At 38.5% G+C, this 24710-nt stretch carries 22 protein-coding genes and 1 pseudogene; 15 read left to right on the plus strand and 8 right to left on the minus strand.

Features of this window, described 5'->3' with window-relative positions:
• Window positions 1-77: 77 nt before the first annotated feature.
• Both JNUCC25_RS03305 and JNUCC25_RS03310 read right to left on the minus strand, forming a co-directional pair.
• On the minus strand, window positions 78-353 hold the full coding sequence (locus JNUCC25_RS03305) for a spore germination protein GerPB (RefSeq protein WP_029324687.1): 276 nt from the start codon (window positions 351-353) through the stop codon (window positions 78-80).
• A gap of 30 nt (window positions 354-383) precedes the next feature.
• Window positions 384-605 (minus strand): spore germination protein, encoded by a 222-nt coding sequence (locus JNUCC25_RS03310; protein WP_013055358.1) that lies wholly within the window; start codon window positions 603-605, stop codon window positions 384-386.
• 198 nt (window positions 606-803) lie between these two features.
• On the opposite strand from JNUCC25_RS03310, the gene JNUCC25_RS03315 reads away from it, so the two are divergent.
• On the plus strand, window positions 804-1976 hold the full coding sequence (locus tag JNUCC25_RS03315; RefSeq protein ID WP_029324689.1) for a DUF418 domain-containing protein: 1173 nt from the start codon (window positions 804-806) through the stop codon (window positions 1974-1976).
• A 78-nt stretch (window positions 1977-2054) separates the two neighbouring features.
• Window positions 2055-2402 carry a DUF1516 family protein gene (locus JNUCC25_RS03320; protein ID WP_454222759.1) on the plus strand — a complete coding sequence of 116 codons (348 nt, stop codon included), beginning with the start codon at window positions 2055-2057 and terminating at the stop codon, window positions 2400-2402.
• Window positions 2403-2443: 41 nt separating this feature from the next.
• On the opposite strand, the gene JNUCC25_RS03325 is transcribed toward JNUCC25_RS03320, so the two are convergent.
• Window positions 2444-3004: a DUF2777 domain-containing protein gene (locus tag JNUCC25_RS03325; RefSeq protein WP_013055361.1), complete on the minus strand. Its 561-nt coding sequence runs from the start codon at window positions 3002-3004 to the stop codon at window positions 2444-2446.
• A 171-nt stretch (window positions 3005-3175) separates the two neighbouring features.
• Between JNUCC25_RS03325 and asnB the strand changes: the two genes are divergently transcribed.
• From asnB to JNUCC25_RS03385, 12 genes and pseudogenes are all read left to right on the plus strand, one after another.
• Window positions 3176-5023, plus strand: coding sequence for an asparagine synthase (glutamine-hydrolyzing) (gene asnB / locus JNUCC25_RS03330; protein WP_013055362.1), 1848 nt, complete (start codon window positions 3176-3178; stop codon window positions 5021-5023).
• 315 nt (window positions 5024-5338) lie between these two features.
• A complete protein-coding gene (locus tag JNUCC25_RS03335) occupies window positions 5339-6871 on the plus strand; it encodes a phytoene desaturase family protein (RefSeq protein ID WP_029324694.1) in 1533 nt (510 codons plus the stop codon).
• The gene (locus tag JNUCC25_RS03340) at window positions 6868-8325 is read left to right on the plus strand and encodes a phytoene desaturase family protein (protein ID WP_407728285.1); all 1458 of its coding nucleotides are present in this window, start codon (window positions 6868-6870) and stop codon (window positions 8323-8325) included. Before JNUCC25_RS03335 ends, JNUCC25_RS03340 begins: the two co-directional genes overlap by 4 nt.
• Before the next feature lie 58 nt (window positions 8326-8383).
• A complete protein-coding gene (locus JNUCC25_RS03345; RefSeq protein WP_025749927.1) occupies window positions 8384-9232 on the plus strand; it encodes a phytoene/squalene synthase family protein in 849 nt (282 codons plus the stop codon).
• 122 nt (window positions 9233-9354) lie between these two features.
• Window positions 9355-10140: pseudogene (locus JNUCC25_RS03350) on the plus strand (ammonium transporter); the annotation flags it as partial.
• Window positions 10141-10289: 149 nt separating this feature from the next.
• On the plus strand, window positions 10290-11804 hold the full coding sequence (locus JNUCC25_RS03355; protein ID WP_454222763.1) for an alpha-amylase family glycosyl hydrolase: 1515 nt from the start codon (window positions 10290-10292) through the stop codon (window positions 11802-11804).
• A 57-nt stretch (window positions 11805-11861) separates the two neighbouring features.
• A complete protein-coding gene (locus tag JNUCC25_RS03360; RefSeq protein ID WP_454222765.1) occupies window positions 11862-12896 on the plus strand; it encodes a LacI family DNA-binding transcriptional regulator in 1035 nt (344 codons plus the stop codon).
• A gap of 73 nt (window positions 12897-12969) precedes the next feature.
• Entirely contained in the window at window positions 12970-13101 is a 132-nt protein-coding gene (locus JNUCC25_RS03365) for a hypothetical protein (RefSeq protein ID WP_263033175.1), read from the plus strand.
• A gap of 173 nt (window positions 13102-13274) precedes the next feature.
• Window positions 13275-14822 (plus strand): L-glutamate gamma-semialdehyde dehydrogenase, encoded by a 1548-nt coding sequence (gene pruA / locus JNUCC25_RS03370; protein WP_078081459.1) that lies wholly within the window; start codon window positions 13275-13277, stop codon window positions 14820-14822.
• A gap of 23 nt (window positions 14823-14845) precedes the next feature.
• Window positions 14846-16051, plus strand: coding sequence for an ornithine--oxo-acid transaminase (locus JNUCC25_RS03375; protein ID WP_013055371.1), 1206 nt, complete (start codon window positions 14846-14848; stop codon window positions 16049-16051).
• 103 nt (window positions 16052-16154) lie between these two features.
• Window positions 16155-17834, plus strand: a complete 1680-nt coding sequence (locus tag JNUCC25_RS03380; RefSeq protein ID WP_407728288.1) for a M20/M25/M40 family metallo-hydrolase — start codon at window positions 16155-16157, stop codon at window positions 17832-17834.
• Window positions 17835-17857: 23 nt separating this feature from the next.
• On the plus strand, window positions 17858-19276 hold the full coding sequence (locus JNUCC25_RS03385; protein ID WP_454222768.1) for an amino acid permease: 1419 nt from the start codon (window positions 17858-17860) through the stop codon (window positions 19274-19276).
• A 27-nt stretch (window positions 19277-19303) separates the two neighbouring features.
• Here the strand turns inward: JNUCC25_RS03385 and JNUCC25_RS03390 are convergent, their stop codons facing one another.
• The 3 genes from JNUCC25_RS03390 to JNUCC25_RS03400 all read right to left on the minus strand — a co-directional run bounded on the left by JNUCC25_RS03390 (window position 19304) and on the right by JNUCC25_RS03400 (window position 22316).
• Window positions 19304-20716 carry a sigma-54 interaction domain-containing protein gene (locus JNUCC25_RS03390; RefSeq protein WP_029324706.1) on the minus strand — a complete coding sequence of 471 codons (1413 nt, stop codon included), beginning with the start codon at window positions 20714-20716 and terminating at the stop codon, window positions 19304-19306.
• A gap of 104 nt (window positions 20717-20820) precedes the next feature.
• On the minus strand, window positions 20821-21684 hold the full coding sequence (locus tag JNUCC25_RS03395; RefSeq protein WP_013055375.1) for an SDR family oxidoreductase: 864 nt from the start codon (window positions 21682-21684) through the stop codon (window positions 20821-20823).
• Window positions 21685-21824: 140 nt separating this feature from the next.
• The gene (locus JNUCC25_RS03400) at window positions 21825-22316 is read right to left on the minus strand and encodes a YajQ family cyclic di-GMP-binding protein (RefSeq protein ID WP_013055376.1); all 492 of its coding nucleotides are present in this window, start codon (window positions 22314-22316) and stop codon (window positions 21825-21827) included.
• Window positions 22317-22571: 255 nt separating this feature from the next.
• Here JNUCC25_RS03400 and JNUCC25_RS03405 point away from each other — a divergent pair, with 255 nt between their 5' ends.
• Window positions 22572-23435, plus strand: a complete 864-nt coding sequence (locus JNUCC25_RS03405) for a CvfB family protein (protein ID WP_013055377.1) — start codon at window positions 22572-22574, stop codon at window positions 23433-23435.
• Window positions 23436-23469: 34 nt separating this feature from the next.
• Here JNUCC25_RS03405 and JNUCC25_RS03410 read toward each other — a convergent pair whose 3' ends face one another.
• Complete coding sequence (locus JNUCC25_RS03410) at window positions 23470-23601, minus strand: DUF3941 domain-containing protein (RefSeq protein ID WP_013055378.1); 132 nt, start codon at window positions 23599-23601, stop codon at window positions 23470-23472.
• A gap of 52 nt (window positions 23602-23653) precedes the next feature.
• Window positions 23654-24514 (minus strand): DegV family protein, encoded by an 861-nt coding sequence (locus tag JNUCC25_RS03415; RefSeq protein ID WP_029324708.1) that lies wholly within the window; start codon window positions 24512-24514, stop codon window positions 23654-23656.
• Between the last annotated feature and the right edge of the window lie 196 nt (window positions 24515-24710).

Below are 24710 nucleotides of genomic sequence, written 5' to 3' on the forward strand. Positions count from 1 at the left end.
CAATCACCTCGATTCCCTTATCTTCTGATAAAGAAAATAGTTATATATATACATATGGCGATGAAGGTTGTAACATGTCAGTCGTTGTCTCGAGCTGGAGGAGTTAACGACTGTGAAAAAGGAGCTGGGGCAGTGCCTGCGCCGGTTCCGGGAGTAAAGGTAGAAGGAGAAACAGATCCAAGAATGCCTTTTTTTGTTTCAGTAGGTGCGGCGCCTGTAAATCCTCCTGTATTAAAGAGATTTGAGTTTGGTTTAATGACACCGACGCTTCCAATTTGAAGTACCGAAGAGTTACTTACAGCACTGATTTTCATACTTTGAATACAGATACTTTGATTCACATAAAAGTTCATAAGCATCCTCCTGTATGAGCTTCATTTCTATTATAGATTTCCAGCGACATTTTGATCATTTACGTCATTGTCTGACGTATTGGTTGAGCTCTGCTGATTCACAACATATAATCCGTCACCTGTATTAAACGAACCTGCGCCAGCAAATGTTTTAGCAGTGGAAATAGGGGCTATTGTATAAACATCTCCAATATGAAAGACGCTGGCTGAACCAACACTGTTAAGATTAACAACACCAACAATGGCAGGCATAGGCAAACACCCTTTTAATTTAGTCTAGTAACAGCATATGAAGCCTAGACAAAAAGGTGATTAATGCTTTTTCTTTATCTATATGCCGAGAGTAAGCAAAACATTAAAGAGAGGAATGGAAATAGTAAACATTGAAGAAAAACTTTTGCGTTCGATATAATGTGAAAGCAATAATGAAATAATGTAAGGTGTGAAAGAATGAAACGTTTCAAAATGAACGCAGCTGATAAAGAACAGCGTATTGAGGCAGCGGATGTATTAAAAGGAATCGCGCTTATTGGTATTTTGCTCATGAACATGCCGAATTTTTATTCACCTGCTTCCTATTACGACCATAATTTGTTGGACGGTTCAAGAATGAATTATGTTGCTAATGGATTAGTTGATGTAGTTGTAGGGCAGACAGGCTACGCGCTGCTCGCTATTTTGTTTGGATTTGGTTTTATGAAAATGTTCCAGCGTACATACGAAAGGCAAGTAAGCTTTACTCCTTTTTATGTACGAAGAATCACGGCTTTGCTTCTCATTGGGGCTATTCATGCTTTATTTATTTGGCACGGTGATATGATTGTGATGTACAGCTTCTTTGCTTTGATCATGCTATTTTTTCAAGAAGCAAAGAAAGAAGTGTTATTAGCGTGGGGAACCGGAATATTTAGCATTTATGCTGTGATTATGATTGTTATTTTAACAGCAGCGGCTTTGGTTAATGAAGGAGGTACAGCAGCGGGAATTCACCAGCCTATTATTGACCAAGCACTTCAAGCATATGGACACGGAAGTTTTGCGTCAATCTTTCATCAGCGCTTGCTTGATTGGTACTACGCGTATAATTTAAATACGGTTCCTTTTCTGTTTTTATCGCTATTTCCACTGTTTTTATTAGGCGGTTTTATGGCAAAAAGCGAGTGGTTCGAAGAAATAGAAGAATATATAGTGGAGACAAAGTGGCTTTGTCTTATTTCATTCATCGTGTATGCAGCATCATCTGTATTGCCGTATGTTTTAGATCACAATGTAGCGACATCTTATATTCACGATACAATCGGAGGAACGGCAGGAGCAATTTTTATTGTAACGTTGGTCACATTAGCTATGCGAAGTGTATCTATTCAAAAAGTCATGCAGCCATTTGCCTTTTTGGGGAGAATGATTTTAACTAATTATATTGTCCAGTCCATTGTATGTACATTTCTTTTTTACTCATATGGGTTAGGATACTATGGACATATTTCAATTGTAGAAGGCTTGGCTATTGCGGGGATTATCATTTTTGTTCAACTGCTGGGAAGCTGGATATGGATGAGCCTATTTTCAGATGGACCCCTTGAAAAACTCATTCGGTATGCTACTTATGGACGCAGCCGCTAAAAATCCTTTTCCTTCCTTATATCATTGGTGAAGGAAAGGTTTTCATGATATGATATTTTCAGAAAGGACGTGAGATAAATGGCTCCACTACATATTCATGTAACGCTTTGGACATTATTAATTATCTCGTTTGTGGTTTCGTTGATTTTACATCGAGCAGGTAAAGCTAAAGGTCAAAAAATCCTACATATGGTGGCGAGACTCCTATACTTATTAGTATTAGTATCAGGTCTGCATATGTTAGCAGCTTGGTACCATTTTCAAGGCGCAGCGCTCATTAAAGGGATTGCAGGCGTGTTAGTGCTTGTGGGAATGGAAATGGTACTTGTTCGTACTGGAAAAAGAAAGCGTACAGGCGTTGCTTGGGCAGTTCTTGTAATTGCGCTTATCTTAGTATTCTATTACGGATATGTCGTACTAGGATAAGAAAAAAGCTATCTTGGATAAGATAGCTTTTTTCTTTTGCTTTAATCTAAAAAAAGATTCATTGAACGTTCTCCATCATTAACGGTATATTCAAATCGATCTAGGTGATGCGTCCCTCGTTCGAATAAATGCTGAACGGCACAAATTTTTTCCTCATTGTCATAAATGATAAAATTAGCACCTTTTGTATCACCGTCTGTCGGTAAAAAACATAATGTGTTGTGACAGTAAATACAATCATAAAGAGAGAATTTTAATGAATTTAAGTGCTGAGTGAATGATAAAAAGGTCTCTTTCGGTAGTGATTGAAGAAGCTGTTCGTATGCATAAGGTAGCTTTTTAGTCAGTCTTAGCTTATCCCCATTTCGCAATAAATACGTTCCATCGTGAAGCTTTATTTGACGGTCATCAACCATAATGGCTTTTTCCCAGCGTGTATCAATAAGAAGTTCTAATGTATCATCCATTACTTCATGGAGCATGGAAGCTTCGTCACTTTCATCTTCAAAGAAAATCCACTGTGAATCAACACATTCAACCGTACCAATCACGAAGGAACGCGGCTGATTGTTCAGAGCTTGTTGTTTAGAATAATGATTCATAATCAAACCTCCGTGTGAAATTTATCCATATTTTTTTATTGCCTAAAAAAGCTCTCTTTATAACTCGAAAGTGAAAATAAAATATAAGGACAATTCAACTGTAACTATTGCGTGCATACAATGGCATTATTTCATTCATAAACAAGAGCGTGAAAGAAAGGATGATAAACGATGTGTGGTATAACGGGTTGGGTCGACTTAAAGCGATCGCTTTTAAATGAAACAGCAACAATAACAAAAATGGCTGACACTTTATCGAAAAGAGGTCCTGATGACACCAACGTATGGACACAGCAGCATGTTGCTTTTGGGCACAAACGCTTAGTTGTAGTAGATCCTCAAGGCGGAAGACAGCCGATGACAAGAGAAAAAAATGAACAGCGCTATACGCTTTGCTATAATGGAGAGCTTTACAACACGGAAGATATTCGGAAAGAATTACTAAAAAGAGGTTATCAATTTCAGGGACATTCAGATACGGAAGTACTTCTAACATCTTATATAGAATGGAAAGAATCATGCGTAGATCATTTTAACGGTATCTTTGCTTTTTCAATCTGGGACGAAGCCAATGAAAAGTTATTTATAGCACGCGACAGAATGGGAGTGAAGCCCTTATTCTATCGATCTTATGAAGGTGGAATTCAATTTGCATCGGAATTAAAAGCGATATTAGCTCATCCTGAGGTGAAAGCCGAAGTAGGATTAGATGGATTAGCAGAAGTGTTTGGCTTAGGACCTTCTCGTTCTCCCGGCCACGGCGTATTTAAAGAAATAAATGAATTGCGCCCGGCTCACGCCCTCACGCTTACGCGTAACGGGTTGAAGATTTGGCGATACTGGAACGTAAAAAGTGAGCAGCATACAGATGATTTAGGTGAAACTACAGAAAAAGTTAAATTTTTAGTGCAAGACGCGATTGTAAGACAGCTAGTGTCCGATGTCCCGGTTTGTACATTTTTATCAGGTGGAGTAGATTCAAGCGCCATTACAGCAATTGCTGCAAATGCGTTCAAAGAAAGCGGCAAGGGCTCTCTTCATACGTATTCTATCGATTATGAAGACAATGATAAATTTTTTAAAGCAAATGAGTTTCAGCCAAATTCTGATGGAACTTATATCAAGCTCATGTCGGATACGTTCCAAACAAATCATCACCGCTGCATTATTTCAACGGAGGACCTTGTGCAGCATTTAACAGAGGCTGTAGAGGTGAGAGACCTTCCTGGAATGGCTGATGTAGATTCATCGCTGCTTTGGTTTTGCCGCGAAATCAAACAAGATTTTGTTGTGAGCTTATCAGGAGAATGTGCGGATGAAATTTTTGGAGGATATCCGTGGTTTCACCGAAAACATGATTTGTCTTCGGATACCTTCCCATGGATGCGTTCATTAGATGCTCGAATTGATTTGCTGCAAAGTTCATGGAGAAAGAAATTACAGTTAGAAGATTATGTGCGTGCAAGATATGAAGAAACATTAAAGGAAGTGCCTGAATTAGAAGGTGAATCGTTAGAAGATGCGCAGCGAAGAAAGCTGTTTTATTTAAATCAGATTTGGTTTATGACAACTTTATTAGATCGTAAAGATCGTATGAGCATGGGCGCGAGCTTAGAAGTACGCGTACCTTTTGCAGATCATCGCCTTGTGGAATATGCATGGAATATTCCGTGGGAGATGAAAATGACGGGCAATAAAGAGAAGGGGATTTTACGAAAAGCGCTTGAAGGAATTTTGCCTCATGATGTTCTTTATCGCAAGAAAAGCCCTTATCCTAAAACGCATAACCCAGCTTATACAAAAGCTGTAACTGTATGGCTTCAATCTCTTTTACAAGATAAACAGTCACCTCTTCATGAATTTTTTGATAAGCAGCAGTTAAAGCATATTATTGATACAGGCGGAGAAGGATTTAAAGCACCTTGGTTTGGTCAATTAATGACAGGACCTCAGCTGCTAGCTCATCTAGCTCAAATTCACGTCTGGTTTACTCACAATAATATTCAAATTGTTGAATGACAGGACCCTCTCAGTACAGAGGGTTTTTTTTATGAAATAAGTCATCTGTTTCTCTTTTTTGTACGTTTAACTAGAGAAGAAGACCGCAGTCTATTTTTGTATAACTTTACATAGATATAAAATAAAAGCTTGAAAGCACCGAATAAAGGGAAAGTGTACTGAAACCCTGGAAAAATGGTACAAACGTCATGTTTTAATGGTTTAGTTATTGGTAATTTTATGATTCGAATAAAGACAAGCAGTTTATCGTTGTGTTTAATAATAAAGATTTGTATAATGTTTGTATAACTATTGTATAGGATTAGGAGTGTATGTATGCAAAAAAACGTAATCGTGATTGGAGCGGGTCCAGGAGGACTAGCGGCAGCGATGCTGTTAGCAAGTCATGGCTATAAAGTAGATGTATATGAAAAGCAAGGATACGTGGGCGGGCGAAATTCAGCGATTAAAATGTCAGGTTATACGTTTGATATGGGTCCTACATTTTTGAGCATGCCACAGATTTTTGAAGAATTATTTCAAGCTGCTAATCGCAATGCGCATGATTATATGGACTTAAAACGTCTAAATCTCATGTATGAGCTTATTTTCGATGATGCGCAGATTCAGATGACGGATAACCATAAAAAGATGAAAGAAGAAATCGAACGTTTATACCCAGGAAACGGAGAAGGCTATGAGCGCTTTATGAAAGACACCGAAGCAAAGATGGCGGCTTTGCTGCCTTTATTGCAGGGCGAGATGGATCGTTTTCATCACTATTTAAAGCCTGAAGCAATTCGAGCACTGCCGCATTTATCCTTAGGTAAAACGCTCTATGATGTACTTGGCAAGTATTTCACTGATGAGAAATTGAAATTAGCTTTTACTTTTCAATCTAAGTACTTGGGAATGTCCCCTTGGGAATGTCCAGGAGCCTTTTCTATTTTATCGTTTATGGAACACGCTTACGGTATCTTCCATCCGATAGGAGGAGTAAACCAACTATCTCAAGCAATGGCAAAAGTAGTGGAAGAACATCAAGGGCACATCCACTTAAACCAAGGTGTCCAAAAACTATGGATTGAAAATAAGAGAGTAAAAGGAATTATTCTAGAAAATGGAGAGCGAATAGGGGCAGACGACGTCATTATCAATGGAGATTTTGCTCATGCCATGACGAATTTAATAGATGAAGGTACCCTTAAAAAATATGCAGTTAAAAAACTTGAAAAGAAAAAATACTCTTGTTCTACTTTCATGATTTATCTAGGCATAGACAAACAGTACAAAGATCTGCCTCATCACACGATTGTGTTCGCTGAAGATTATAAAAAAAATGTAGAAGAGATCACAAAAACGCTAGCTCTTTCAGAGGACCCTTCTATCTACATCCAAAACCCAGGTGTAACAGACCCAACTTTAGCACCAGAAGGAAAGTCTGCTCTTTATATTTTAGCGCCGGTTCCAAATAATTTCAGCGGTGTAAACTGGGATGAAAAACAAAAAGATTTTCGGGATGCAGTATTAAAAATTGTAGAAAAGAAAACGGGTTTCAAAGATTTAGAGAGTCATATTGAAGTTGAAAAAATCATTTCACCAAAGCAGTGGGAAGAAGACGTGCTGGTCTATAAAGGAGCGACATTTAACCTTGGACATCAGCTCACTCAAATGATGGTGCTGCGTCCGCATAATAAATTTGAAGAATTAGAAAACTGCTGGCTAGTTGGAGGAGGAACTCATCCAGGAAGCGGTCTACCAACTATTCTCGAATCATCTCGCATTACGACAAAGCTCATCTTAAAAAGAGACGGACAATTACTGAATGAGCCGTTTAAAACCATGAAGGAAATGGAGAGTGCATTATGAGAACAGCAATTGTTGGAGGCGGCATAGGCGGTTTAATTACCGCTTTGTTATTAAGCAAACGAGGATTTTCTGTTGATATTTTCGAAAAAGAAAACAAGCTTGGCGGCCGGTTGGCGTTTGTAGAAAAAGACGGTTATAAAATTGATGAAGGTCCCACGATTGTCTTACTGCCTTTAATGCTTGAACGTATTTTAGATGAAGCAGGCATTTCTGCTTCTCAATATGAACTAATACGCTGTGATCCACTTTATGATATTCATTTTCCAGACGGTACGACCTATACAAAAAAAGCGACTGAAAAAGATCAGTTAGAGGAGATTAGCCGTTTGTTTCCAGGCGAAGAGCAAAACTACCGGCGTTTTATGACTGAATTAAAAAAGCGATTTGAATTAGGAAGTAAGGCATTTTTGGAAAAAACATTTGTAAATAAACGAGATTTTTGGACATGGCAAAACATCAAGGCATTAAAAAAAATGAATGCAAATAAATCAATGAGAAAATTTGTTTCAACGTATTTCCATGATGAACGTCTAGTAGATGCCTATTCCCTGCAATCTCTCTATATTGGAGGAAATCCTTATTCGGCGCCAGCTATTTATTCCCTTGTTCCTTACAGTGAGCATGCTCATGGCATCTATTACGTAAAAGGCGGATACGCAAGTCTTGTGCCACTTCTTGAAAAGGCGCTGATAGAGCAAGGTGTAAACATTCATTTGAATAAGGCGGTTCAAGAGCTTTCTATATCAGGAGACAAGACGGAAGGGGTTATTGTTGACGAAAAACTTTATCCGTTTGATCAAGTTGTTTTAAATGGCGACTTTCCTAATATGGCGAAAATTGCTCGAAAAAAAGAAAAGAAGTATGTGCCTTCGTCCAGCTGTCTGCTGCTTTATCTTGGTTTGAAGAGAAAATATGATCATCACAATGTGCATCAATACTTTATGGGCAATGATTTAGCTAAACATATGGAAGCAGTGTTTAAGCATAAAACGATTCCTGAAGATCCCGCTATTTATACATTTAATCCCTCTGTTATTGATCCATCGTTAGCCCCTGAAGGGAAAAGTGTGCTATATGCACTTGTACCGGTTCCATCAGGTGGCCACATTGATTGGAGCAATCAGCAAGATTTTGTTGATGGAATCATTCGAACTTTAGAAAAAAAAGGGTTTGAAGAGCTTCGTAAAGAAATAGAGTGGGTAAAAGTACGCACGCCAAATGATGCTCAAGCATTTGGACTTTACGAAGGAGGAAGCTTTGGTATTGCTCCTGAGCTGTTTCAATCGGGCGTATTCAGACCCCAGTACCAGCCGTACGAATATAAAAATATTTTTGCGGTCGGAGCATCTATTCATCCAGGCGGAGGCGTGCCAATTGTTATGCAAGGAGCAAAAATGTTAGCTGATCATCTTATTGAACAATCATCTGTTCAAACGGTTGCAAAGCTTTCTTAAGATCTTGTAAGCCATAAGGAAATGATGGTTTATCCTTTAATAGAGAAAGGGGTCCTATATGATGAACATTTCGTTAGACAAAGCGTACAATCAGTGTGAAGAAATTATTAAAGAAAACTCAAAAACGTTTTACAAAGCTTTTTCCATGCTGCCGTCAAAACAAAGAAAGGCAGTATGGGCAGTATATGCATTTTGCCGTCAAGTCGATGATATTGTAGATGAAGGATGCAACCCTGAAATAGAGCTGCAGCAATTCGAATCAGAATTTGCCCGATTTAAAAATGGAGAACTATTAAACGAAAGCGCCATGTGGGTAGCTCTGCGCAATGTATTTGAACAATATGAGATGAATGTTCAAGCGTTTGATGATATGATTACCGGCCAGAGAATGGATTTAGTAAAAAAAGAATACGATACGCTTGATGAAGTGAAAACATACTCTTATCACGTAGCGAGTACGGTAGGGTTAATGCTTTTACCGATTTTAGCTCCAACTACTCATAAAGAATTAGAAGAAGAAGCAGTTGCATTAGGCATTGCGATGCAGCTGACCAACATTTTAAGAGACGTTGGGGAAGACTTAGAGCGAGGGCGCATTTATTTACCGAAAGACCTTATGAATTCTTACGGATATACGCACATGCTATTAGAGAACCGGTGGGTCACTTCTGAATTCATAGAGATGTGGGAGCACCTGGCCAAAGAAGCGGAAATGTATTATATAAAAGGACTTCAGTCGATTCATAAATATCCGGTGGCTTCTCGTTTGCCTCTTACAGGAGCGGCGCATTTATACCGAGCGATTCTTGATAAAATTCGAAAAGAAAATTATGACGTATTTACAGAAAAGCACTTTGTCACAAGTCAAGTGAAAAAGAAAATTATGACATCTATTTCTACGGGGTAACGCAAAGGAATTACTTTTCCTTTGCGTTACTTTTTTTTGAAAAGGTATGAAAGCGTTAACTATTATGTAAATAAGAAAAAAGTCTCATTTTTATCACGTATTAACTTGAATATTCAGAAAATTACCCATATGATAATATAAATAACATTAAAGGACATAATATTCTACTTGGCGCATTAGGTGTATTTATCCTCCGGTTTGGATGGTTTGGATTTAATGGAGGAAGTACATTAGCAGCGGATCCTGCCCTTGTACCAGGAATCATCGCAACTACATTAATGTCTGGGTCATGCGGAGTCCTGTCTTCTGCTTTATATACAAAGTTTCGCTACAAACGTATTGACGCTAGCTTAACATTAAACGGTGCCTTAGCTGGACTTGTAGGGATTACAGCTGGAACAGCAAACGTATCGATTCCAGGTGCGATCGTCATTGGGCTAATTGCAGGAATTATTCTAGTAGAAGCTGTGCATTTTATCGATAGCAAAATGAAGTTAGATGATCCAGTTGGTGCTATTACTGTTCATGGAATTTGCGGTATTTGGGGGACGTTAGCAGTGGGACTGTTTGATACAGCTAATGGTTTATTTTATGGCGGTGGCGTACAGCTATTAGGTATTCAAGCTCTTGGAATTATAGCTGTGATGGGCTGGACCATTGGAACGGTTGGGTTATTCTTATTTGTTCTCACGCGTTTTTCTTCTATTCGAGTATCAAGCGAAGAAGAAATTGCTGGTTTAGATTTTGCTGAACACGGTTCATCCGCATACGAATTTCTTGAAAGTTTCGTAGCGACAGGAGATGGTAACCTTCATCCTGAATTTGGTGTTGGATTGATTGATCGATTAAATAAAGTTGGTAAAGTATCGGATAAACCTCATATATCGAACGTAAATGAGACGGTATAGCAGTATATAGATGGAAAAAAGTGATTAAAAGTAAAAACTTTTAATCACTTTTTTTGTTTTTATCAACTTATTTAACAATAATGTAAGCGTTAACGTTATAATGGAAACAAAAGTGAGTTTGAAACAGTTCGTCTATAGGAGGGGAATAGATGAAATGGAAAAGGACAAGTATGCTACTTATACTATTATTGCTTTTTGGAAGCAGTGCCTCAGCGCAAGATCATAAAGATATACGTGATGAGGTAATATACTCATTGATGATCAACCGTTTTTATAACGGAAGTGAACAGAATGATCGAAATGTTAACTATGAACGCTCAGATGCCTATTATGGAGGCGATTTACAGGGAATAGCACAAAAGTTAGACTATATTCAAGAGATGGGATTTACCGCTGTTTTATTAACTCCTTTTATGGAAAATGATGAGACAGGCTATCATGGATATGCGGTGACCAACCATTATAAAATAGACGATCATTTTGGAACGTTAAAAGACTTACAAAATCTTGTGAAGAAAGCACATGAGCGCAATATAAAAATTATGGTCGAATTTCCTTTGACAATCAGTAACAATCATACCTGGGTAGCAGATAAAGGAAAACAAACATGGATAAGTAATGAATCCGGTACAGATAACGAAGTAATTAAAGCATTGCCTCACCTTAATTTAAAAGAAAGTGCTGTGCAGAAATACCTTATTAAAAATGCTGCTTGGTGGAGCAAACAAGCAGATATTGACGGATATTACGTTAAAGATATCGATCAAGCTCCTTCTGCATTTATTTCATCCTTTTCTAAGACGCTAAAAAGCATGGATCCTTCTTTTCTATTAATAGGAGAAATAAACGGGCAACCATTAAAAAAAAATGAGCAGGCTGATTCGTTAGGAGTAGATTTGCTTGTAGATAGAACGCTAGCCGAAGCCACTGCTGCTACGTTTAGCGGTACTAATCGTCCGCAGAAAATGTTGTATGACAAGTGGGGGAGAAGAAGTAATCAGCCTTTAGCCAATTTTTTAGATGATGTTCATAGCACACGTTTTACAGCACAAGCATTAAAGAGTGAAAATCATCCTGGAGCCCGAACAAAGCAAGGGCTTTCCTACCTTTATACTTCGCCGAGTGTACCAATCGTTTTTTATGGAACGGAAATTGCGCTGAATGGGGGAAAGGGAGCAGAAAATTATGGCATGATGAATTTTTTAGCTAATCCCGATATTATAGATCATTTAAAAAAACTGGCTGAACTTAGAGCAAAGTCGCCTTCTCTTCGAAAAGGAAGCTTTACCCTTGTGTCTGAGCAAAAAGGTGTGGCTGTATACAAGAGAAGGTATAAGGACGAAACGACGTTTGTTGTGATTAATAATACAAAGGAAACGTCGGTCATTAATGTCCCGCTTAAAAAAGTTGGAAAAGAAAATGAACTAAGAGGGTTAATAACGGAAGGAATTATACGACCCGTTGACGATGTATACAACATTTCATCGGAGCCTGAGACCACAAATGTATATAAAGTAGTGAAAAAGTCAGGGTTTAATATTGGATATATCGCAGCGGTTGCTGCTGTTTATACGGGATTTGGCATCTTTTTGTACAAAGCATCTTCAAAAAGAAGAAAAGAAAAGAAAATTTCTCAATCTCGTGAAAAGGACAGCGCGTCGTAGTTGTCAAATTATATTGGATAAGTATTAATGAAGAAAACATAATTAAGAGGTGGAATTATGGGTGTAACAATAAAAGATGTGGCAAATTTAGCAAATGTAGCCCCTTCGACGGTATCTCGCGTCATTGCAGACAGCTCAAGAATTAGTGAAAAAACAAAACAGCGCGTGCGATCGGCTATGAAAGAACTTGGTTATCACCCAAATATTATTGCGCGAAGTCTAGCAAATCAAACCACAGAGGCAGTCGGCCTAGTGATGCCGAGCTCAGCAGACAAGGTGTTTCAAAATCCATTCTTTCCCGAAGTGCTAAGAGGAATCAGCACCGGAGCTCACGAAAACAAAAGAGCGATTTATATGTCCACTGGAGAAACGGAAGAAGAGATTTTTGCAGAAGTTGTTCAAATGGTACAGGGGAGACGAGTGGATGGATTAATTTTGCTGTACTCCAAAGTTGATGATCAAGTACTTTCTTATTTGCAAGAACAGAGCGTGCCGTTTGTAGTTATTGGAAAGCCGTTTAAACATAGTGAAAGCATCACGTTTGTTGATAATGATAATTTTAAAGCTGGAAAAGAAGCGACGGAATATTTAATTGAATCTGGGCATGAGCGTATTGCTTTTATTGGCGGAAGCCTTGAATTAGTCGTTACCATTGACCGTTTAACAGGCTATGATAAAGCGATTCAAAAAGCAAACATTCCTTACCGGGACGAGTATGTGATTCATGAAGAATTTCTACAGAAGGGAGGAAAAGAAGCTGTTTGCGAACTTTTATCTCTAAAAGAACGTCCAACGGCTCTGGTAGTAGCAGACGATCTAATGGCATTAGGCGTTTTAAATACATTGGATGAAATGGGAATTTCAGTTCCTGAAGACATTTCGATTGTCAGTTTTAATAATGTTCTGATCGCCGAAATGGCTAGACCTGCTCTCACATCTATTGATATTAATATTTTTGGACTTGGTTATCAGGCTGTACGCTGCTTGATTAAGCAGATTGAAACGCCATATGCTGTTGCAGAACAAGTGCGCGTTCCTCACAAAATGATTAAAAGACAGTCCTGTAAAACTATTCAAATGACGAAGAGATAACTTTATATACAAATAGAAAAGAGGCTGGAACAAAAGTATTGTAGTTGAAGGAAGATCCGAACGAGTTTGATTCTTGATGGAGAATCAAACTTGTTCGGATTTTTTCGTTGGGACGGTAAACGTAGGTAGCTGCTTCTTAGCTGTTGATTGGGTTGATTTAGGTATGTCTCAATATATTCTTTATGCCAAAGATATTGGCATTTAAAGTGCAAAAAAAATATACATATGCCAATTATTTTTTCCTTTATCAAAAAGAAAGAATGATATAAGTGATGAAAACCTTGATGACAAACAGGCTGTAAAGTTTTATTAAAAGTTGGCACGCTATTTGCATAACTATAAAGTAAACAAAGATTTGCATACTAGGAGGTATATATCATGGTAGTTTCTTATTCTCATGAACCATTTACAAATTTTAAGGAAGAAAACAATAAAAAGGCATTTCAAGAAGCATTAACATATGTAAATACACAGCTTGGCAAAACGTACCCACTTGTGATCGACGGTGAAAAAGTGGAAACTGAAGAGAAAATTACGTCTGTTAACCCAGCGAATATAAAAGAAGTGATTGGATATGTCTCTACAGTAAATAAAGATCTAGCAGAGCAAGCGATGCAGTCAGCTTTAAAAGCTTTTGAAACGTGGAAAAAATGGAAAGTAGAACATCGAGCAGATATTCTTTTCCGTGCAGCGGCCATCATCCGTCGCAGAAAGCATGAATTTTCTAGCTATCTTGTAAAAGAAGCAGGAAAGCCTTGGAACGAAGCAGATGCTGATACAGCAGAAGCAATTGATTTTTTAGAGTACTATGCACGTCAAGTCCTGACGTTAAAAGATGGTTCTCCAGTACAGAGTCGAGACGGTGAGTATAATCAGTACAATTATATTCCGCTTGGCGTAGGTATTATCATTTCACCATTTAACTTCCCGTTAGCTATCATGGCTGGAACAGCAGTAGCAGCTATCGTAACAGGCAACACGATTTTATTAAAGCCAGCTGATGCCACTCCTGTAGTAGCAGCGAAATTTGTAGAAGTAATGGAAGAAGCAGGTTTACCGAAAGGCGTATTAAACTTTATTCCTGGTGCTACACCTGAAATCGGTGACTACTTAGTTGAACATCCAAAAACACGCTTTGTTTCATTTACCGGCTCGCGCGCAGTAGGTTGCCGCATTTACGAAAGAGCAGCAAAAGTACAGCCGGGCCAAAAATGGCTAAAACGCGTTATTGCTGAAATGGGGGGAAAAGATACGGTGGTTGTAGACAAAGATGCGGATCTTGATTTAGCTGCTTCTTCAATCGTATACTCTGCATTTGGTTTTGCAGGGCAAAAGTGCTCCGCTGGTTCTCGTGCTGTTGTGCATCAAGATGTGTATGATGAAGTGCTTGAAAAAGCAGTTGCGCTAACAAAAACATTAACTGTTGGAACCCCGGAAGAAGTTTCAACTTATATGGGACCTGTTATTCACGAGGCGTCGTATAACAAAATATTATCGTATATTGAAATTGGAAAAGAAGAAGGACGGCTTGTTGCGGGAGGAGAAGCAGACAATTCAACTGGATACTTTATTCAGCCAACTATTTTTGCGGATGTAGATGAAAAAGCTCGTCTCATGCAAGAAGAAATTTTTGGTCCGGTAGTAGCATTCTCTAAAGCGCGAGATTTTGATCATATGATGGAGATTGCAAACAATACAGAATATGCATTAACAGGCGCTTTATTATCAAACAACCGCGAGCATATTGAGCGCGCTCGTGAAGAGTTCCATGTTGGAAATCTGTATTTTAACAGAGGATGTACAGGAGCGATTGTTGGTTACCAGCCTTTTGGCGGATTTAATATGTCAGGAACGGATTCAAAAGCAGGCGGACCGGATTATCTTGTTCTTCACATGCAAGCAAAAACAACATCTGAAACATTTTAATTGGAAAATAAGGAGGAGTAAATATGACAACTGAAACACAAAAAACGGTGAAAATCATTGAGCAAACAGAAAAATTTGGGGCACACAACTATCATCCGCTGCCGATTGTAATTGAAAAGGCAGAAGGCGTATGGGTACATGATCCAGAAAATAATAAATATATGGATATGCTAAGTGCTTATTCCGCTGTTAACCAAGGACATCGTCATCCAAAAATTATTGAAGCATTAAAACGTCAAGCTGATAAAGTAACGTTAACGTCACGAGCGTTTCATAATGATCAGCTTGGTCCATGGTATGAAAAGATTTGTAAATTAACAAATAAAAATATGGCTCTTCCAATGAATACGGGAGCAGAAGCGGTGGAAACAGCCATTAAAGCTGCACGCCGCTGGGCTTACGATGTGAAAGGCGTTGCTGAAAATCAAGCACAAATCATCGCATGTGTGGGCAACTTCCACGGTCGTACAATGACAGCTGTTTCCTTATCGTCTGAAGCAGAATATCAACGTGGTTTTGGACCGATGCTTCCAGGGCTTCAAACCATTCCTTATGGTGATTTAGAAGCGTTAAAAGCTGCTATTACACCAAATACAGCCGCATTTTTAATTGAGCCAATTCAAGGTGAAGCAGGTATCGTTTTACCTCCAGAAGGCTTCTTAAAAGCTGCAGCTGATTTATGTAAAGAACATAATGTGCTATTTATTGCTGATGAAATCCAAGTTGGCTTAGCGCGTACAGGCAAAATGTTTGCTTGTGATTGGGAAGGCGTAGAACCAGATATGCTGATTTTAGGTAAAGCGCTTGGAGGAGGAGTTTTCCCTATTTCTTGCGTAGTCGCTAACGAAGACATTTTAAGTGTCTTTAACCCTGGCTCTCATGGTTCAACATTTGGAGGAAATCCGCTTGCTTGTGCCGTATCATTAGCTGCTTTGGAAGTAATTGAAGACGAAGAACTTCCAGCGCGTTCATTAGAATTAGGTTCTTATTTCAAGCAGAAGCTCCAAAGCTTAAGCAATCCAGTTATTAAAGAAGTGCGCGGCCGAGGTCTATTCATCGGGGTAGAATTACACGAAGAAGCTCGTCCTTATTGTGAAAAATTAAAAGACCAAGGTTTGCTTTGTAAAGAAACGCACAGTACGGTTATTCGTTTTGCTCCGCCGCTAACGATTTCAAAAGAAGAGTTAGACTGGGCAATTGAACGAATTGAAAAAGTATTTGCTGAGTAATCGGTTTAAAATAAATAAAAATAGTACGATATGTATATATCGTACTATTTTTATTCATATGCAGCTAAATGACGTTTTTATTTGATAGGCAGGAGGAATAGAAGTGTATATCCAACTCTCACAGCTAAGCATGGAAGAGCAAGTTGAATGTTTAACAAAAACGTTAGTGAAAATCAAAAGTATCAATGGGACAAGCGGCGAAGTAAAGATTGCTGATTTCATTAAAAACACGCTTCAAAGTTTTCCTTATTTCAAAGAAAACCCCCTTCACGTTTGGGAACAGAAAATTAATGGCGATACGCTAGGCAGAAAAAATGTATTTGCTTTTATTCAAGGCAGCAAAAAAAATGCTCAAACAATGATTTATCACGCTCACTTAGATACGGTTGGTATTGAAGATTTTGGTCCATTAAAAGACATAGCATTAGACCCAGAAGAACTTCAGCGCTATTTCTCTATGCATAACATTAATGAAGATGTACAGCGAGATGCTCGCTCAGGTGAATGGATGTTTGGAAGAGGAGCCGTTGATATGCAAAGTGGAATTGCTGTACATTTAGCCAATGTGCTGCATTTTACTAAGCATCCAAATAAATTAGAAGGAAACGTCCTTTTTATGGTCAACCCAGATGAGGAAAGTCAGCATGCTGGAATTATTTCTGCTGTTTCTGAACTGAACCGTTTGAAAAAAGAAAAAAATCTTTCATATGTAGCAGCGATTAATACCGACTTTATTACACCTCTTTACGATGGAGATTCCACGCGCTATATTTATACAGGAGCCGCTGGGAAACTGCTTCCATGTTTTTATATTTACGGAAGGGAGGTACACGTAGGAGATACGCTTGCTGGTATAGATCCTAATTTGATTGCATCTGAGATTACGGGAAGCATCCATAACAATATTAATCTAGCTGAAAATATTGAAGGAGAGCTGGTACTGCCACCTTCCTGTCTGTATCAACGAGATAATAAAGAGGCTTATAATGTGCAAACTGCTGTAAGCAGTCATTTGTATTTTAACTATTTCATCTATGAACGAACGGCAAAAGAAGTGATGAGTCAATTAATTGGATTATCAATCGAAGCATGTGAAAAAGTGGAGAAAAAACTTTCTGATTATTACGAACTTTTTGTTCAGAGAACGAATTTACCAAAGCGAAACTTGTCTTGGAAAGTGGATGTTGTGAGTTTGGAAGATTACCTGGAAGAATTGGATCAAAAAGGGATAAATGCTCAGGCTTGTATTGAACGAGCTTTCGAACAGTATGCGCATTTAGAACTTAGAACAAGGTGCTTTAAAGTAATTGAAGAACTTCAAAAGTTAGATCCGCATCAAAGTCCGCGCGTAATTGTCTTTTTTGCACCGCCTTACTTGCCTCATAATCACTTGAAGAAAGACGAAAGCAGAGATCAGCAGCTTCTTTATCCCTTGCAAGCAGCTGTGGAGAAGGTTGGAAAACAGACGGGAGAGACGTTTCAGTTTAAAAAATTTTTTCCCTACCTAGCAGATGGCAGCTTTTTATCTCTTCATGAGACAGATGAGGAAATCGATGCTTTTACACGTAACTTTCCGGGGTGGGGGATTGCAGGGGCGATTCCTTTCCGTGAAATTCGAGAGTTAAATATTCCGTCCATCAATATAGGAGTATATGGGAAAGACGGACATAAGTGGACAGAGCGAGTGTATAAGCCTTATTCGTTCGGAGTTCTTCCTAAGTTGATTCAAGAAACAACTGTTCAGATGCTAAAAAGTAGGCATGCTTGTACAAACCACATATAAGAAAATGAAGAACGGAGGTACCGATGAATAGACATACAGAACAAAACCAATTACAGAGAACAATGAAAAGCAGACATTTATTTATGATTGCGTTAGGAGGCGTGATTGGAACAGGCCTATTTTTAGGTTCGGGTTTTACTATTAGCCAGGCAGGGCCGGGAGGAGCCATTCTTGCATATATAATAGGCGGCTTCCTCATGTATTTAGTTATGCTTTGTTTAGGAGAGCTAGCGGTAGCAATGCCGGTTTCAGGTTCCTTTCAAGAATACTCTACAAGGTTTTTAGGACCTTCTACAGGCTTTATGATTGGATGGCTGTACTGGTTCAGCTGGGCAAATACGACAGGGCTTGAATTTACGTCAGCAGGAATTTTAATGCAGAGATGGTTTCCTGATGTACCTGTATGGTCTTGGTGCTTGATTTTTGGCGTCATTACATTTTTAATTAACGCTCTTTCTGCTCGAAGCTATGCTGAAACTGAGTTTTGGTTTTCGAGTATTAAAGTTACGGCTATTATTCTGTTTATTTTAATTGGAGGAGCTGCTGTCTTTGGTTTTATCGACTTCAAGGGAGGAGAACCCGCACCGTTTCTTTCGCATTTCACGCAAGGTGCAGGTCTTTTTCCAAATGGAATACTGGCAGTTCTATTGACTTTAGTAACGGTTAACTTTTCGTTTCAAGGAACGGAGCTTGTCGGCATTGCAGCAGGAGAAAGTGAAAGTCCTGAGAAAACGTTGCCGAGATCTATTCGAAACGTCATTTGGAGAACGCTGTTTTTCTTTGTGTTAGCTATGTTTGTTTTAGTCTCTATTCTGCCATACAAAACAGCAGGCGTCATTGAAAGTCCGTTTGTTGCCGTATTAGATCAAATTGGCATTCCATACGCAGCGGATATCATGAACTTTGTCATTTTAACAGCCGTTCTATCAGTGGCGAACTCCGGCGTTTATGCTGCTTCTCGTATGCTTTGGTCACTGTCAAACAGCAATATGGGGCCAAAATCTTTGAAGAAATTATCTTCAAAAGGTGTTCCAATTAACGCATTAATTGTGACAATGATTATTTCAGGGTGCTCGTTGATTACAAGCATCGTGGCTGCTGAAACCGTATATCTTTGGTTTATTTCGATTTCAGGAATGGTGACCATTATTGTTTGGATGTCCATTTGTGCCTCTCAATTTATGTTCCGCCGTCATTTTTTAGCGGAAGGAGGAGACATAAAGGAACTGAAATTTAAAACGCCGCTTTATCCGTTCGTTCCTATTCTAGGTTTTTGTTTGTATGGACTTGTATTAATCAGCTTAATTTTTATTCCGGATCAACGAATTGGTCTTTACTGTGGTGTCCCTTTAATCATTGTACTCTACGTGTATTATCACGTAGGAATCAAGAAAAATATTGATCAAAAACAATCGGATTCACCGGTTTATAAAGCAAAATAAAAAAGAAGTGCACTGTGCACTTCTTTTTTATTTAGAGCGGATGTTTAATCGTTTCATACGATACTGCAAGCTTTGTCTGGTCAGCCCTAGTATCTTAGCACTTTTTGAGATGTTGTGTCTGTGTTGTTCAAGCGTTTGTTTAATACATTCTGCTTCGAACGCTAACAGCTGTTCCTTTAAAGGAAGAGAAGGGTGAAAAGCGCTTGGGTAAGAAGGTGCGTCACTGCTTGCTTTATTTTCAAAATGTTCATGCTGCTTTAGCTGGAACTTCGTTCTGTATTGGAAAGGAAGGTGAGAATAGTGAATAACATCTTCGTCCATTACCAAGTTCATTGCACCTTCAATAATGTGTTCTAATTCCCGTACGTTCCCTGGCCAGTCATAAGAGAGAAAAGAAGACATGACTTGGTGATCTACGGTTTTTACATTCATCTGAAACAAATCATTGTATTTTTTGATGAAAAACTTTGTCAATTCAATAATATCTTCTTTTCGTTCACGAAGAGGAGGAATAAAAAGCGTCACGACGCCAAGTCGATAATATAAGTCTTTGCGTAATCGGTTTTCTGCAATTGCATCGATTGGATCTTCATTCATGTTCGCAATCACTCGAACGTTAACCGGTTTGTCCACTGTATCCCCAATTCTTCGTACGGTTTTTTCCTGCAGCACTCGAAGAAGCTTAGCCTGAAGATTTGGGTTTAACGAGTTGATTTCATCTAGCAGTAATGTGCCTCCTTGCGCTTGTTCGAAAAGACCAGGATTATCCATTGCACCTGTAAAAGCTCCGCGTTTCGTACCGAACAAAAGGCTTTCAATTAAATTATCCGGTAGCGCAGCACAGTTTTGTGAAATAAAAGGAGCAGAAGAGCGGCTGCTGCCATTATGTATGCTCTGAGCAAACAGTTCTTTCCCTGTGCCTGTTTCTCCAATAATTAAGACATAAGAAGGAGTTCTAGTTGCACGCTTGGCATCTTCAATCACATCGTGAACCGCTTGACTGCTTCCGATGATGCTATCAAACGTAAAGCGTGTGTTTCCTTTTTGCCTAATGTTTTGCCGGATTAGACGCTCTAGTTTCGTCACGTCCTGAGCAATTTCAACCGCTCCTTGAATGACCCCGTCTTTTAAAATAGGGAAGGTATTATTAATCGTCGTGATTTCTTGTCCTTGATTGTTGAAATACGTTTGCTTGACGTTAACCGTTTCTTTTCCTTTTTGCAGCGCCTGTACAAGTGTGCTTTGCTGATTTTCTTTGAACATAAACACATCTAACAAGTTTTTATGTAAAACGTCTTGTTCATCCATCAGCTCCATCTTTGTCATCTTTTCATTATAAATAATAGTTTTTCCTGTTTCATCGACCGCATGGATACCGGCATCGACTTTATTTAAAATGGTTTCATATATATGTTTAAGAGTGCTTAATGTATCGGTCATTCAAATACTCTCCTTTAGCGGTGTTCATATCTCTATTTAAACAAAAATAACTGAATTCTGATAGTGTTTCCACATAAAAATAAATGAATGACCGAAGAGAAATGTTATCCGTTTACAATGGATCCCCCATTAATGTGCAGAACTTGCCCGGACATATAAGAAGAATCAGAGCTTGCCAAGTATACATAGGCCGGTCCGAGCTCAGAAGGCTGTCCTGCCCGTTTCATAGGTGTATTAGACCCAAATGTCGCAACTTGCTGTTCGTCGAACGTAGACGGAATAAGAGGTGTCCAAATGGGTCCCGGAGCTACGCCGTTTACGCGAATGCCTTTTGTTGCGAGCGAAGCTGATAAAGAACGTGTAAAAGCAACGATAGCACCTTTGGTTGAAGAGTAATCAATCAGCTGATCATGCCCATGGTAAGCTGTCACAGACGTTGTATTAATAATAGCGCTTCCTTGTTTTAAATGAGGCAATGCAGCTTTGGTGAGATGAAAAATTGAGAAAATATTCGTTTGAAACGTACGAGTAAGCTGTTCAGTCGTAATATCCGTAATACTTTTTTGAGGATGCTGTTCAGCTGCATTATTGACTAAGATGTCTATTTTTCCGAAAGTCTGAATGGCCTTTGAGACGACTTCTTGACAAAAATGCTCATCTCCTATATCACCAGCAAGCAATAAACAAGAAGCTTCCATTCGTTCAACTTGTTTTTTGGTTTCATTTGCATCATCATGTTCATTAAGATAGGTTATGACAACATTTGCGCCTTCTTTAGCGTAATGATAAGCGACGGAACGTCCAATGCCGCTGTCTCCTCCGGTGATAATGGCTACTTTGTTCTGTAATTTTCCGCTTGCCTTATAGTCTGGAGCGATAGAGGTAGGGATTGGATGCATATCTTTCTCAATACCTGGCTGAGTTTGCTGATGCTGAGGAGGGAAGTTTTGTTTTTGATTTTGATTCATTGGTATACACTCCTTAATTAATATGAGTATGTAAGCGTATACTAGTATTTGTTAAGAAAGTGTATCTATGCATAGGAATAAGCCTGAACGAATAAAAAAAGGCTTTAAAAGAAAAAATGAATGCCGGGGCATCCATTTTTTTAGCGGTAATTAATAAATTGTACGTCAATAGGTAAATCAGCGCTGCGAATAGCTGAAATAATTTGCTGCAGGTCATCACGATTTTTACCGCTTACGCGAAGCTGATCATCTTGGATCTGGCTTTTTACTTTTAAACCAGTATTTTTAATAATTGTATTTAGCTTTTTAGCGTTGTCTTTGTCGATACCTTGAATTAGCTTGGCGCGTTGTCTAACCGTTCCTCCAGATGCGTTCTCAATTTTTCCATATGAGATATTGCGTGTAGGTACGCCGCGTTTAATAAGCTTAGAGATCAGTACGTCTTTTAACTGTTCAAGCTTAAATTCATCATCAGAAATAAGAACAAGTTCTTCGTTTTCAAGCGAGATTTCGCTTTTACTGCCTTTAAAATCGTAGCGGGTTTTAATTTCTTTTGTTGCCATGGTAATGCCGTTTGTTACCTCTGATAAATCGACTTGTGACACAATGTCAAATGAACTATCTTTAGCCATAATAACCTCCATATGTAAAGAGTTTGTTCTTTTATTATAAATAAAACACAAACTGTATACAACTGATATTGAATAGAGAGCCGGTAATTGATACAATACAAGTTATGCTTTTTGTTGTAAGCTATAGAAGCAGCTTTTTTAAACAATGCATGCATTTAAGTTGATTTGAAATTTAAAATGCTGTTCGATGCAAAGTGAGAAGGTATGTGGTGACGGAATAGTCACTACTAATTTATATAAAGGATGGATAGAACGATGAATGTAGAAGCTGGGATGAAAGCGTATTTAACAGTAAACCGGGAAACGCCGATTGGTTATATGTTAGCAGAAGGTGAAGAAGAAATTTTGCTACATAAAAATGAAACAACAAGAGAACTTGCTGAAGGAGAAGAAGTAGAAGTTTTTCTATACCTTGATCAGCATGACCGTTTAACGGCAACGATGCACTTACCTCTTGTTGAAGAAGGTGTTTATGAGTGGGTCGAGGTCGTAGATGTTAATCCAGGTTTGGGCGTGTTTGTAAATATCGGCATGAACAAAGATATGTTAATTGGTTCAACAGACTTACCTGCGCTAGAAGATCTGTGGCCAGAAGTCGGAAACAAGGTTTACTGTACAATGAAGATTTCAAAGCGCGGTAAGATGTACGGAAAAATTGCTACAGACGATGTGATGAAAGCAATGGCATTAGATGCTCCGCCCGAACTTTTTAATCGTGAAGTGAGCGGATACATCTATCGCGTACTGCGCGTAGGTTCATTTATTATGACAGATGAAGGATATGTTGGATTTATTCATGAAAGCGAGAGACGCAAAGAACCAAAGCTTGGTACGTATGTAACAGGCCGCGTAATTAATGTAAAAGAAGACGGAACGCTAAACGTATCGCTTCTTCCGCGCAAGCAAGAAAGCATGGATGAAGATGCACAAGTACTATACGATTACATGGAAAGCCGCGGTGGCGTTATGCCATTTTGGGATAAAAGCTATCCGGAAGATATTCGCGAGCGCTTTAATATGAGTAAAGCTGCGTTCAAACGTGCGCTTGGTAAACTGATGAAAGAAGGAAAAGTTTATCAAGAAGAAGGATGGACATATTTTAAAAAAGAAGAAAACTAAAAGGAGAAGCCGCTGAAAATTCAGCGGCTTCTTTTTATAAGTGATCAGTTTTTTTAGAAAATGAATGTTTTCCAAGCTCACGGTTATGCTTAGCTTGCAGATTCTTTTCGTGAAGCTTTGCGTTATTATCTTTTGCTTTTTTATCGTTATCGCTCGTTTTTGGCATTGTGATACACCCCTTTTTGATCGTACCTTTAGAATGCCCTGACCTCTTTAAATTATTCGATGGTTTCGTTCAAAAAGAATACTGCAATCGTCCCTGGGCCAGAGTGAGAACCTATGGCTGCACCAATAATATTAATAATAAAATGTTTGGTTCCAAAACGTTCTTGAATCATCTCTTTCAGCTGAAGAGCTGTTTCTAAATCATCTCCATGGCTAATTCCAATGATTTGAGAAGAGAGGTTTTTTCCTCGCTCTTCCATTACATCAAGCATGCGCTTAAATACTTTTTTACGGCCGCGGATTTTTTCGATTGGAATCAATTTTCCATCTTCCACATGAAGCAGCGGTTTAATATTAAGCAGACCTCCTACAAAAGCAGAAGCTTTGCTCACGCGTCCTCCTTGAGCAAGAAAATCTAAGTCATCGACCGTAAAAATATGTTCCATATGCAGCGCGTATTGTTTTATTTTTTCTGTCATCTCTACTAGTGAGAGGTTTTGTTGTAGTAATTGTGCTGCATAATAAGTAACTACTCCCTGGCCAAGAGATGCACATTTCGTATCGATTATCTCTAATTGGAAATCGGGATACTTTTCTAGGAGTTCTTCTCGAATCATCATTGCTGTTTGATATGTACCGGATAATTCTGAAGAAAAAGCTAAATAAACGCAAGAATCACCTGATTTAGCTATGTCCTCAAAGACTTCATACATAGTAGTTGGAGCCGCTTGAGATGTTTTTGGCATCTTGCCTTTACGGATGGCTTCGTAGACAGAAGCTGGTTCAATCGTTTGTAGATCTAAAAATTCTTGATTATCCAGGCTTACGCGAAGCGGTAAAAAGCCAACGTTATTTTCTTGAAAAAAGGATAAAGGCAAATCGCTTGCGCTATCGGTTAAAAGTTTAATTGACATAAATGTCACCTTCCTAATTGCATTTATAAAATATTAAATGAATTTGATGTATAAACATTGAGAAGCGTTATATACGACATAGTATTAGTGTATAAGCACTTTGAGGAAAATACAATTTTTGAATAAGTTTTTTTAATTCTGCCAAATCGTACATACTATATGTACTAACTATTTTAAAGATGCTGACTTTATTCAT

The organism is Priestia sp. JNUCC 25 (assembly GCF_053667915.1).